Annotated in this window: 7 protein-coding genes; 1 reads left to right on the forward strand and 6 read right to left on the reverse strand. The window is 62.4% G+C overall.

The genetic code is table 11. From position 1 onward, the window contains the following. Positions 1-110: 110 nt before the first annotated feature. The 6 genes from G442_RS0111475 to G442_RS0111510 all read right to left on the reverse strand — a co-directional run bounded on the left by G442_RS0111475 (position 111) and on the right by G442_RS0111510 (position 10,368). Positions 111-947: an aminoglycoside phosphotransferase family protein gene (locus tag G442_RS0111475; protein WP_211229143.1), complete on the reverse strand. Its 837-nt coding sequence runs from the start codon at positions 945-947 to the stop codon at positions 111-113. A 69-nt stretch (positions 948-1,016) separates the two neighbouring features. Continuing rightward, positions 1,017-2,384, reverse strand: coding sequence for a PepSY-associated TM helix domain-containing protein (locus G442_RS22035; RefSeq protein ID WP_051292231.1), 1,368 nt, complete (start codon positions 2,382-2,384; stop codon positions 1,017-1,019). Between the two features lie 12 nt (positions 2,385-2,396). After that, positions 2,397-4,766 carry a TonB-dependent receptor family protein gene (locus G442_RS0111485; RefSeq protein WP_035376544.1) on the reverse strand — a complete coding sequence of 790 codons (2,370 nt, stop codon included), beginning with the start codon at positions 4,764-4,766 and terminating at the stop codon, positions 2,397-2,399. Between the two features lie 80 nt (positions 4,767-4,846). Next, positions 4,847-5,215 (reverse strand): hypothetical protein, encoded by a 369-nt coding sequence (locus tag G442_RS0111490; RefSeq protein WP_026398112.1) that lies wholly within the window; start codon positions 5,213-5,215, stop codon positions 4,847-4,849. A 629-nt stretch (positions 5,216-5,844) separates the two neighbouring features. Continuing rightward, positions 5,845-8,772 (reverse strand): ATP-dependent DNA helicase, encoded by a 2,928-nt coding sequence (locus G442_RS0111505; RefSeq protein ID WP_026398114.1) that lies wholly within the window; start codon positions 8,770-8,772, stop codon positions 5,845-5,847. A gap of 189 nt (positions 8,773-8,961) precedes the next feature. Then, entirely contained in the window at positions 8,962-10,368 is a 1,407-nt protein-coding gene (locus tag G442_RS0111510) for a cryptochrome/photolyase family protein (RefSeq protein WP_026398115.1), read from the reverse strand. Positions 10,369-11,116: 748 nt separating this feature from the next. Between G442_RS0111510 and G442_RS22040 the strand changes: the two genes are divergently transcribed. Continuing rightward, on the forward strand, positions 11,117-12,679 hold the full coding sequence (locus G442_RS22040) for a S53 family peptidase (RefSeq protein WP_084440554.1): 1,563 nt from the start codon (positions 11,117-11,119) through the stop codon (positions 12,677-12,679). Positions 12,680-12,699 lie beyond the last annotated feature (20 nt).

The raw sequence follows: 12,699 nt of genomic DNA on the forward strand, positions 1-12,699 counted from the left end.
CAACTAATCGGAAATGACCCTGAACACGCGGCAGCACTGGCGCCGAAAGACGCAAAACATTCCGGCCAGAGAACATTTTTGTCACGACGCTTTCACCGCGTCCCGGACACCTATTGCGCCAAAGATCGAGCAGCCAGCTCCCCGATCCTGCGTTGGACGACAGGATCGCCGCCGCCCTCAAGAAACCAGAGCGCCGAAAGGCCGCTCCATGCCTGTATCCATCGCAGCAATCTTCGAGAGTCGAGGCCTGCAAGGCTGGAGACCGTGCGGACGCGACGTTCGAACGTCCCGCTGTCCACCGCAAACGGTCGAGCGGGGTCAGCAAGGTCTGGATTCAGGAACATGGCGGCGTAATCAGCAGTTCGCTCACCCCAAAGCGCCTTCGGATCTATCGCCAGCCAGCCGCGCGATCCAAAATCCAAAATATTGCCGTGATGCAGATCGCCATGCAAAGGCACAGCGGCGCTCTGCTCGCTCAGCAACAGCCGCGCCAGTGTCGAGCATCCCACGATCCACGCTTCATCCGTCTGCGATAGATTGAGCAGAGAGGCGAACCAGTCTTCGAGCGGCTTCAGGGATGGAGCATCCCCCCCCTGACGCAGATGCAGGCGCGCGGCCGTCGCACAGAGAAGCGACGTCGCATCGTCATCGCTTCCTTCGTAAACAAGCGCCGCAAGCGAGCGATCTCTGGAGGTGCGCTCAAGCAGAATGACGCCTAGGTCATGCTTCAGGACGGGCGCGGCGCCCGCACCGCCCCACCACGCCATCAACGCGGCGCCTCGTTGCTCGTCGGGATCGGCGGTGACCTTCAACATTGCGGCGACGCCATCGCAAGTTACCGGCAGCAGATACGAAGACGCCGTTTTCAAAGGCGCTCCGTCTTCGATCAGATTCCACCGGGAAATACAAACGCTCGCTTCATGCTCATGGGCGGACATTCGCTTCATCGCCCGATGCTATCGCGCGAGGACGGGTCGCGCCACAGCCGAATACGAACGCCATGAGCTGACCAAATATCATGTCTTTTTCAGTATGACGCTCGCCACGACAATCAATAGCAACGACGCGCCAAGTTCAGGCAGAAGAACGCCCAGCGCCGTCATAACGACAAGAGATCCCACGCCAACCCGCTGGCTGGCGAGCGGCGACGGAGCGCCCAGATGACCAGGCGTTTTACGCCGCAGCCACAGGATCGTCGCAGCGACGCTCATAGTCAGCAAACCCGTTGCGACGAACAGATTGAGCACCTGATTGGCCCAACCGAACAGTTGTCCTTCATGCGCGGCGACGCCGTAAGCGACAACGCGATCAGCCACGCCTTTCGAAGAAAATCGTTCCATGGAGAGGACCGCTCCCTTCGCATCGAGAAGGGCGCTGACGCGGCGTGGTCTATCCTGCGTGTCCGAGCGCACACGCCATGGCGCGCCGATGCGGGCAGGCGGCGTGACCAGAACGGGAGCAGGAAACCCCAGACGTCGGCTTGCGATGACCACTGCGTCCAGCCCTGCAAGCGGATCTGCCGATGGCGATATCGCGGTGGTCGACCGGGCCATATCCATGCCCGGCATATCCATGTCGCCCATGTCCATGCCCGGCATTCGCTGAATCGCACCAGAATTTTCCGCGGGGTGTCCGACGATGACGTCTCGCGCTGAAACCGCTCCTATTTCCCAATCCTGAACCGAGGCCAGTTTACCCACGGTGGTCTCAACCCGAGCCAGCGCATGCCCCCATACGAAAGACCACGGCAACCCGGAGACCAGAAACAGCGCCAGAAACAGGGAAATCCAAAGGCCTGTGACGGCATGCAAATCGCGCCACCGCGCACGCGCCCGGCCGACGCGGGGGTAGAGCACTCCTCCACCTCGCGCGCCGCCTCGCGGCCACCACAGATATATCCCGGTGACGATCATCACGATCGTCCACGAGGCCACCATCTCCATGATCACTGAACCGACATTACCCAAAAGCAGTTGCCCATGCAGCTTGAAGACAATGCGTTCGAACCGCGACTCTTCCGGAATCTTCTTGAGTATCAAGAGGGAAGACGGATCGACGTAAACACGGATCGCTTCGCCACCATGGTCGACAACGACGCGCGCCGCGCTGCCGACGCCTCGCGGAAGTTCATAGGCGAGCAAGCGCCCGCCCGGAACGGCGGCGAGCGCCGCGCGCACCTCCTGCGTCGGCGACGCCGCAGGCCCTGTGACGGAGAGATGATCGAGGCGCCAGTCAATCCAGTCGTCGATCTGCGGTTTGAACAGATAGACTGAGCCGGTCAGGCTGAGAAACGCCACAAACGGAAGACAGAAAAGTCCCGCAAAGAAGTGCCACCGCCAGATGGTGCGGTGATCTGGCCACAGGGAAAATTGTTTTGGCTTCATTTTAATTTTCCCTCAGAATCTCACGCGCACGCCGCCCATGAAGGCGCGTGGCGATCCTGCGTAAATTGATCCGGTTTTTCCAGCCAGCGTCGCGGCCCCGGCCTGTCGCCCACTGCTCAGCAAGCTATCGGCGATCACCGTGGCGCCCGCAGCGTAAATCTGGTTGGTGACGTTCTGCACCTCGAAATAGCTATGCAATCGATGCGCCCACCCGAATCGTGCAGGAGGGTCGTAATGAACCTCGAGACTCAACAAGGCATAACCGGGAACCTTGAGAATATTGGCGTTGTCGATCCACATATCGCTGCGCCATGCGACTTCCGCGAACGCGCCGAGCCCTTCAAAGACGCCGTCGGGTTGATCGTACATTACACGTGCGTTCAAAAAATGCGGCGCCACGCCGGGGATATAACGCCCCTTTCGCGAGAAACTGCGCGACACGGCCCCGCTGGTCAGCGTCTCCATGTAGTTCGTGTAGATCTGGTTGTCATAGGTGTAGGAAAGCTTGAACTGCAAGCCGGGCATGCGCGTGCGTAGCGGGCACCAGGTTGCGCCAAGTTCGACGCCTCGGTGTTCAGACGCTGGCGCGTTGAAGGTGTAGCTTCCGGCGGCCGTGTTGACGCCTGCGGACTGGCTGACAAACTCGTTGTGATAAAATTCGTAAAACCCCGTCGCCTGCACGTCGATATCGGCCGAGGGACGCCACTCCGCGCCCAGATCGAAACCCAGACTTGTTTCGCTCTTCAGGGATGTGTTGTTTCCGTAATTTCCCTGCCGCGTTACAAAAAAGCTTGAATATGACGGCGTGGCGTAGGCCGTGCCGACGCGCGTATGCAGGGTCCACGCCTTTGATGGCGCGTAAACGAGAGACGCCTCCGGGGCGAGATTGAAGAAATATCTGTTCGCCGTAACATATTGCAGCGAACGCGATGACGCTCCGTAGGCGTAGAGCGTCTCGACTGCCCCGATATCCGAGTATGTGCCGCCCAACCCCACCACGGCCCGCCATTTGGGCGCGAATTTCCAGTCTTCCTGAAATCGCAGGCCAATGTTGAACTGGTGTCCATAGGACGTCGAATTCAGCGCGCCGCGCGTCGCGCCGCCCTGCGGCGTCAGGTTGTACACCTGATACCCGTAATCCATGTAATCGAAATTCGCGCCAACGAAGCTTGTCAAAGGCGTCGCGCCGATGTGTCCACGATTCGTAAGATCGGTCTGCACATTATAGGAATTGAACGGGCCGACGAAGGCTGTAGTCGAGGTCGGTTGATCGACATGACGCTGATCATAGGTGAACTGCGTTCTCCACTGGGTCTGCGCGTTGAAATCATGTTCCCAGCGCAAACCGACAATCGTCCGTCGGTCAAAGCGACCAAGCCCCGCCTGCTGCGGACTGGTCGCCCGCGTCGCTCCGTAACGTCCGTTGCTCAGCAGGTTGACCGAGGCGCAACCGTTCGAGGCGCTGGCTGCGTTCGCGCATCCCTGCTGATAGGGATTGGCCAAATACTGCGAGAGAGACAGGCGCAGTGGCAGAAACGTGTCCGTGACGTTATTGATCACCTTCAACACAAGACGATCGGCCGGTGTCAGGACAACGCGCAGACGCATGTTTTCAGTGGAGGTCGCATAGGCGTTGTTCGGTATAAATCCATTTCCCCGAACATCGCTGCCGAAAAGCATCAAGTCATATCTGCGGTTCCCTGCGCCCAACGTGACGTAGTTGTTGATCATCCCGAAACTGCCGAAATCAGACCCCAGTTCGACCCCGTGAACGTCGGCGCCGTTGCGCGTCCGGAAATTGATCGCCCCATTGATGGCGTAGTTTCCATAGAGCGAAGACGCCGGTCCCTGAAAGACGTCGACGCCCGCATAGGCATGCGGATCAATCAGATCCGCACGAGCCGTTCCGTCAGGCTGGGTGACGGGAAATCCGTCCTCTGTCACCGAGAGGTTTTTCAGCCCGTAGGACTGCCTCGCGCCTGAGCCACGTACGGAGATCACGGTGTCGCGCGGCCCGTTGCCCTGCATCACAGTCACGCCGGGAATGGTCGCCATCATGTCGGCGACAGTCTGCGCCGAACGATTGGCGAAATCACTGCGTTCCGCGCTGTAGGTCGTCTGTCCCGTTGGCCGCGCCGCGACCGACAGCCGGTCCACGCCGTTCACAGTGATCTCTTCCGGACGCGGCGCCGGGCGGTCCGATTGAAGGCGGGGTTTCGATTTTTGCTGCGCGCGGCGCGCTGGAACGGCCGGAGCGGCATGCGTGGACCGCGACGGCGGACGAGCGGTGGACGCTCTGGCGAAGTCGGGCTGAAGCATAGCCAGCGCAAGCGCGCCGACGATTGCGCCGCCGCGGCGCGCGTCTTTTGTGATGCGAATCATGATGGTATAACCTGAATGAAACAGAAATACTCCGCGCCTCCGTTCGAGCGAACACGCGGGTTACGAAAACTCGTTTCAGATCAGGCTGGCGGTCCCTGCGGGTAGAGACTGGCGACGCGGCGCAGTGGCGGCCCACGCACCGGCGGAAAACACCAGACGCGGGCGCACGGAACACAGAACGTCAGAAAAAGCAGAGCGAACGCCACGAACGCCGGGGCTGGGTTGTCGAGCGCGTCGCCAAGCAGGAATATCCCATCGCCCATGTCGGAAGGGATGTGTTCGTGCGGGGTCCCATCGCCAACGTGCTGACTGTCGCACAGGAGGGACAGCGCCGCGACACGCGCCACGGGATCGTCGGGAGCGGCTTGCGGTAAAACGAGACCGCCGAAACTCAACCGCGCCATCAGAGCGAGCAGAACCAATGGCCAGCTGGCCAATATCCGGTTCATGAACTGCGTCCCGCCTCGCATATCCGCACTCTTAGAGAGTTTGAAGCGACTTGCCCAGAGTGGCGGCGCCCGCTACGGCACAGAAGAAACCGTCTTTCATGAAAAAACGATCGGCGACGGACCGACCAACAACTTTCGTCAAACCAGCTGAAATTACGACAGCCTTCAACCTTGATTCACGAGACTGCCCGAGCTGCGACGCGTGGCCTCGCCGTGACAGCCCCAGGAACAATGGCGCTCTCCATGACCTGCCCGCCTCTCGGCGCCTGTTCATCCGCTCGCAACGCCGACAGCCTCGAACCGCCAACCCCGGAGCTACAACGCCTGGATGCACGAATATGGCGCCAGCATACTGTTTGGAACGGTCGGCAAACATCTTTTTCGTGGCGGCACGACGTCCGACCCTATCGTCAGCTTCGCCCTGACGGCGCTCCGGATGTGATCGAAATTCCTGCGACGACCAGCTACAACGCCTGGACGCACGGCATGAACACGCGCTTTGAACTGCGGTCGATCTTCCCCAAGAAGCACGCACTGTCGATAATAAACTCAGGCTGCTTCTTTAACGGCTTTTCGTTACACGAACACGCAATGTCTGTTGCGCGCAACTCCCCGCGAAGACTCTGTTTTCACGTTCCGCCCTGCGGCGTCTCTGCGAAGAACCTCCTGATCTCCGCCGCCGCTGCGGCCAGTCCCATCCGTTGCGTCTGCACGCCGCTGGGGAATGCGCTGAGCAGGCGCGACGGCGTGCGACGCTCCAGCAGCACAAAAACGCCGCGATCGCCGCGGGCGCGGATCAGGCGTCCGAACGCCTGCCGCAGGCGCAGACGCGCGATCCGTTCGTCGTACAGCCCCGGCGCACCCTGCGAGAGATGCAGTCTGCGTTCGCGATGCAGGATATCCGGGCGCGGCCAGGGCACCCGCTCGAACACAACCAGCCGTAGCGCATGCCCCGGCACATCCACGCCGTCGCGCATCGCATCTGTCCCCAACAGGCAGGAATGGGTTTCAGTGCGGAACACGTCGACCAGCGTGGTGTTGTCCATCGCGTCAACATGCTGCGCGTACAGCGAAACCCCCTCAGCCTCTAGCGGTTCGGCGATGCGACGATGCACCCCGCGCAATCGCTCAATTGCGGTGAACAACCCAAGCCCCCCGCCTCCCGACGCGAGGAACAACGTGCGATAGGCGGCAGCGAGCGCATCTACATTGTGATGAGCGACGTCGTTGACGATGAAAACACGGGTTTGCGCTGCATAGTCGAACGGACTGGCCAAGGCTGCCCGCACGGCGGGCGCGGGCAGATGATTGACACCCACGCGCGACTCCGCAGCCTCCCACGCGCGCTCGACCGCGTCTCCACTTTTTGCGCCAGTCTCGTCACGCAACGTGGCCGAAGTGATCAGCAATCCGTGCGCGGGTGCGGCAAGGACGGCCGCGAACGGAATGGTCGGATCGAGCCAGTGCTGATGCAGGCCGACGTCCAGTTCGCCACGCCGCTGTCCTCCACGCGCCGTCAGACGGATGAAGCGAATAAACTGCGGCGTGATTCCCTCTTCGGGTGGCGCGGCAAACGCGCTCAGCATTGCGACCCAGCCGTCGAGACGCGACAGCGCGCGGCGGCGCAGCGTGCGCGTCATCGCCTCGATCCGCCCGCGGGAGGTCGCGTCCAGCGTGTCGGCTTCTTCGCTGAGACGATCCTGCAGGCGGTCGACCAGCGTGCGCAGAGGTTCGGCGACACGACCCAACGCACGTGAAAGCGCCGCCGCTGCTTCGGCGAGTCCCGGCGCCAGAGGATACAGATCGCACTCGCGCCCGTTCAGCGTCACCCGGCTGGCGCCCGCAGTGCGTGCGAGCACCTGCGCCCGCAGCAGGGCAAGAAACGCCTCTGTCGGGTTGATCAGCTCCGCTTCCGAAGCCTGTGGCGAGGGAAGAGCGAGCACGCTCCACGGGTCGCTTTCGACGACGTCCGGCGGCTCCCCCACGTCTTCGTCAGCGAGGGAGAGCCGCGCCGACCACCCCGGCGCAGGCAAGGCTTTCGCCGCCAGAAGAGCGGCGTCGAGGGGCGTCTCCAGTCGCGGGGATCCGACCACCAGATCATCCAGACGACGCTTTAGCCCGCGCGCGCGGGAGCGGCTGCCCTCCGCCCCCAGAAGCCAACGGCGCAGTTCAGCGGCTTCCAGTCCGGACAGTTCCAGCGAAAAGGCGCTGTCTGCCGCGTCAGCAACGTGATGTCCCTCGTCAAGCACGTAGCGCGTCGGTACGCCGTCCTCGTCATTGGCCGCGTCGTCCGGATTGGCCGCGCCCTGCTGCGCCCATGCGGCCTGCGACATGACAAGCGCGTGGTTCGCCACCACGAGATCGGCCTCCCGCGCGCGACGGATCGAATGCTCGACGAAACACCGCTGATAATGCGGGCAGGCGCCGTGGATGCATTCGCCGCGCCGGTCGGCGACGCCCGCGACGATGGCGTGACCGAAAACCTCTCCGAACCAGCCCGGCAGATCGCCTCCGAACAGGTCGCCTTCAGACGTCGCCAGCCCCCAGCGCGCCAGCAGGGACAGCGCGATCGTGACGCCCGCTCCGCGCGTGGGCGCGGTGTTAACGACCTCTTCCATGTTCAGCAGGCACAGGTAGTTCTCCCGCCCCTTACGCAGGACGATCCTGCGGCGGCGCGCGGCGGCGCGCGGGTGCAGCCGCGCCGTCTCGCTTTCGATCTGTCGTTGGAGATGGCGCGTATACGTGCTGATCCAGACCGCCCCGCCATTGCGTTCCGCCCACAGGCTGGCTGGCGCAATGTAGCCCAGCGTCTTCCCCGTTCCGGTGCCCGCCTCGGCGAGGACCACCTGCGGCGCCCCCCGGCTCTCGCGCGGCGCAAAAGCACTGGACGCAACGCCCGCGAAGTCCGCCTGCCCCACGCGGGTCTCCGCCCCCGGCCCGAGGATCGTCGCAAGCCGGGCGCGCGCTTCGGCCGGCGTCACAGGCCGAGAGCCCGGCGCGGGACGTGGCGGCGTCTCCTCCCATTTCGGCAGCGCCCGCCATATCCGCATCGCGTCGCCGGGCTGCATGGCCGATCGCGGCGTAGGTCCCTCGAGATCGAGCGCCTCCATGACCGCATCGCCCCACATCCACCCCACCGCACGCAGTCTCACCGCGAGCGCGTTCGTCATCTCCCGCGTCTCTCCCGGGGGCATGCCGCGCAGATCCGCCAGCAGCCGCGTCGCCAGACCCGGCAGGCGATCAACGTCGACCGCACCGTCCGCCATGCCTAGCGCGAGCGACAACCCGAGTGGCGTAGGGGCGGCCGGATGCGCCGGATGCACGAAGGCGAACAGCTCCAGCAGATCGAACCACGGCGACGGTTGCCCCGGCGGCGGCAGGCCAAGCTTGCGGGCCGCCTCCGGGGCATGAACCACCAGAGGCGGCCCCGCCTTCGCGATGAGAGCGAGCGCGCCGTCCCGGTCTAGCGACAGCAGTTCTCCATCGGGCGTCAGGCAGGAAAACGAGCCGTGGCGGGCGATAATGGCTGGCGCGTCATAGGGGGAATAGGCGGACATTCCCGCCAGTCTAGCGAAAGACGGCCGGACGGTAAGTAGGCTCCTGTCTGAAGATGTGGGCGGATATGGCGAAGAGCCGCGGTCGGCCCGGCGCAGAGCGCTCTCCAACAGCGTCGATCTTCAGGAACGCAAGGAGCCCGCGATTATAGTGACTCATCGACGCAGACATAGTTGCCGACAAATCCGCTGTTACGCTTGCCCATCGCCGCCCCGCACGCCGTCCCATGCGGCCAGCGCCCGCCGACGAGCCGCTGCATGATCGACAATGGGAAGCGGATAATTCGCAGGCAACCCGCCGGGACTCTCCCACGGCGCATGAATGTCCTTGTCCGAAACCGATTTCAGCTCTGGAACCCATCTGCGGATATAGACGCCCGACGGGTCGAATTTCCGGGACTGCAGCACCGGATTCATGATGCGGAAGAACGGGGCGCTGTCCGCCCCCGTTCCGGCGCACCACTGCCAGTTCAAAGCGTTGCTGGCGGGATCGTAATCGGCCAGCGTCTCGGCGAACCATTGCTCGCCAAGACGCCAGTCGATCAGCAAATGCTTGACCAGAAACGACGCCGCGACCATCCGCACCCGATTATGCATCACGCCCGAGCGCCAGAGTTCGCGCATGCCCGCATCGACGAGCGGATAGCCGGTCCGTCCCCGCTTCCACGCCTCCAGCCCCGACGGGTCGGTCCTCCACGGCAGGCCTTCGAATTCCTGGCGCAGCGCATGGTCAGCAAGGCCCGGATGCTCCCACAAGACGGACCACGCGAACTCCCGCCACCCAAGCTCCGCCAGAAATTTGGCGCGTGCGGCAGCATGAGCAGGGTTCACAGACGCGTCGCTTACGGCGTTCCACACCTGTCGCGGACTGATCTGTCCAACACGCAGATAAGGCGACAGGCCAGAGGTCGCGTCACGGTCAGGAAAGTCTCTCTCATCCTCGTAATGGCCAAGATCGTCAGCGATGAAGCGGACAAGGCGGTCCTGTGCGGCGGCTTCTCCGAATTTATGATGCGCATCCAGCGAGGACGTCCACGCGGGCCATGGAAGCTGCTCCTCCTGCGCCCCGGTGACTGGCTCGGTAAAGAATTTGAGTTCTCGCGGTGCAGGCAGCGGTGGCCTTGGCGAACCTGCCTCGCAGGCCGCGCGCCAATAGGCGGAGAAGATTTTGAACGGCTGCCCTACACGGTTCTTCACCGTCCATGGTTCATGAAGCAACGCGCCTGCGAAGCTGTGCGCCTCGGTTCCACAGGGGGCGAATTCCCGCTTCAAACCGGCGTCGATCTCCCGCCCGACCGGATCGTAACGCCGGTTCCAAAACACCGCCGCTGCGCCAACGCGCGCCGCGATTTCGGGCAACAGACGCGCCGAATCTCCGGCGAAAACGTGAACTTTTCCACCCAGAGATCGCAAGTCCACGTTAAAATGCGCCAGCGTTTTCTCGCGAAACCAGTCCACAGCAGTCATGCCGTAAGGGCGCTCGGGCCGGATATGGATCAACAGGAGCGGCGCTCCGGTCTGCGTCGCCGCAGTCAGGGCCGCGTTATCGGCGAGGCGGAAATCTTCGCGGAGCCAGACAATGGCGGGTTTGTCGTTCATTCTCCAACTTCTAGAGCAGATCCGGACAGGGAGGAATCAGGCGCCTTCATGAAAACGCTCACAACCGATAATCCGGAACCTGTAATTGCCGGATACCCTAGGCATCCTGCATGACATGCTCGCCAGCAGAAATCCGATAGACAATCCTCGCGCGTCTGAGCCGGCGTCCCACAAAGGCGCGCAGCTCCGGCACAAGCCGACCCGGCAACTATGCCTCTCCCTCTGTTCAAGAGGTCGTGGGAAGGTGTTTTTTATTCATTCGGAATCTTGACGCAATCCTCATATTTTCAAAATGTTAACAAATCGGGACAAAGTCACGAAACATTAATTATCCGCAATACACGTCAAATTTCTCGTATTATCACATTTTATCTGTATATCTGTCATTTTCAATCATACACGCTTTTCTCGCAGAGATATTCTATAAAATTCTTTCATATAAATAAAATTTATTCGGATATATTATTTATTCAAAAAGCCAGAAAGACAGAATCCACAGACAATCGTCATATGACGTCATAATTTATCCACAAACACATACAGAAAATGCAGACCGTTACACACCTGCGACTCCTCCGGACGAAAACGCCCAAAGCGAACGGCGACACCGTCCCAGCGTTTGCACCCTGACGGCTGTCATGCCCGGCGGAGACGCTCATGATGCCGCAGCGGGTTTCGCTTCGAGTCTCTCAGGATCGGCGGCTGCAGCAACTCGCTTTCCCGATGCTCGACAACAAAGGACTGAGCCATGACAGCCAGTAAACCGCTCCCCTTCGCAAGAAGTTTCGCCCGCCCCGTCAGCGCGACGCATCCAGATTGCGCACGCGTGGGGGACGTGCCGCAAGACCGCACGATTCACCTGACCATCGTGCTCAAGCCCTCGACGCCTATCGACCCCACCGCCGCGCCGTTGAGTCGTGAGGAGTTCGCGGCCCGGCACGGAGCCAGCTCCGACGCCATCTCGCGCGTCGAAGCGTATGCCCGCGCGCATGGCATGACGGTCGATCTGGCGGACGCGGCCCAGCATGTTGTGCGGGTGTCTGGCACGGTGAAGCAGGCCTGCGCCGCTTTTCGGCCCGAGAAACTGGGACTGTACCGCTTCGCTGGACGCGCCGAGCCCGCGATGGCGCGAGAAGGGTCTTTGACCCTTCCTCCGGAGCTAAGCGACGACGTGGTCGCCGTCATGGGCTTCGATGAACGCCCGGTCGCACGCGCGCATTTTCGGCGTCTGCTTGCATCGGGGGGCAACGCTACAACTCAGGGAACCTCGATGGTCAGCGCAGCGGCGCGATCCACATCGTCCTGGTCTCCCGTGGACGTTGCCAAGCATTATGGATTTCCGACAGACGTCACCGGCAAGGGGCAGACGATTGGCCTCATCGAACTGGGCGGCGGATATCAGGCCTCGCAGATGGCGGCCTATTTCAAAACTCTGGGCGTCGGTCGCACCGGAACGTTGACGGCAGTCAGCGTGGACCGCGCCTCCAATGCTCCCGACAATGACCCCAGCGGCGCGGATGGAGAAGTTCAACTCGACATCGAGGTCGCCGGATCGGTCGCGCCCGGCGCCAACATAGCCGTCTATTTCGGCCCCAATCAGGGCAGCGGCTTCTTCGACGCACTGAACACCGCCGTGCATGACAAAACGAATGCGCCGAGCGTCATCTCCATTAGCTGGGGCGGCCCGGAAAGCGGCTGGGAAGCCCAGGATATGGACGCCATGGACCAGACCATGCAGGCGGCCGGCGCCATGGGCGTGACCGTAACCGTCGCATCAGGCGACAACGGCGCGTCGGACGGCACAAACCAGACCTATATGGTCGATTTTCCAGCCTCCAGCCCGCACGCCCTGGGCTGCGGCGGCACTCGCCTGCCGCGCTCGGGCAGCGAAGTCGCCTGGAACGACGGCGCATCTGGTGGAGCCACCGGCGGCGGCTATTCGACTCATTTTACGAAGCCGGACTGGCAAAGCGGCAATGACGAATCATATCGCGGCGTGCCGGATGTCGCCGGAAACGCCGACCCGGAGACAGGGTATCAGGTGACGGTGGACGGAACCTCGACAGTCATCGGCGGCACCAGCGCTGTAGCGCCCCTCTGGGCCGCGCTGATCGCCCTGGCCAACGAGAAAAATGGCCACCCCGCCGGTTTTGTGAACGCCCGACTTTACGCAACGCCCACAGCGTTCAATGACATCGTCTCCGGCGACAACAACGGCTATTCTGCCGCAAAGGGTTGGGATCCTGTGACCGGCCTCGGCAGTCCCAAGGGAGCCGCGATCGTCGCCGCCGTCGCACCCCCGACGACATAGCGTCCGCATCGGCAATACAC

Origin of the sequence: Acetobacter nitrogenifigens DSM 23921 = NBRC 105050, from assembly GCF_000429165.1 — a bacterium.
Classification (GTDB): Bacteria; Pseudomonadota; Alphaproteobacteria; order Acetobacterales; family Acetobacteraceae; genus Acetobacter; species Acetobacter nitrogenifigens.

Excerpts from the sequence above, each read along its gene's own strand:
- G442_RS0111485 (WP_035376544.1), bottom strand. The coding sequence starts at position 4,766 with ATGATTCGCATCACAAAAGACGCGCGCCGCGGCGGCGCAATCGTCGGC.
- G442_RS0111490 (WP_026398112.1), bottom strand. The coding sequence starts at position 5,215 with ATGAACCGGATATTGGCCAGCTGGCCATTGGTTCTGCTCGCTCTGATG.
- G442_RS0111475 (WP_211229143.1), bottom strand. The coding sequence starts at position 947 with ATGAAGCGAATGTCCGCCCATGAGCATGAAGCGAGCGTTTGTATTTCC.
- G442_RS0111505 (WP_026398114.1), bottom strand. The coding sequence starts at position 8,772 with ATGTCCGCCTATTCCCCCTATGACGCGCCAGCCATTATCGCCCGCCAC.
- G442_RS0111510 (WP_026398115.1), bottom strand. The coding sequence starts at position 10,368 with ATGAACGACAAACCCGCCATTGTCTGGCTCCGCGAAGATTTCCGCCTC.
- G442_RS22035 (WP_051292231.1), bottom strand. The coding sequence starts at position 2,384 with ATGAAGCCAAAACAATTTTCCCTGTGGCCAGATCACCGCACCATCTGG.
- G442_RS22040 (WP_084440554.1), top strand. The coding sequence starts at position 11,117 with ATGACAGCCAGTAAACCGCTCCCCTTCGCAAGAAGTTTCGCCCGCCCC.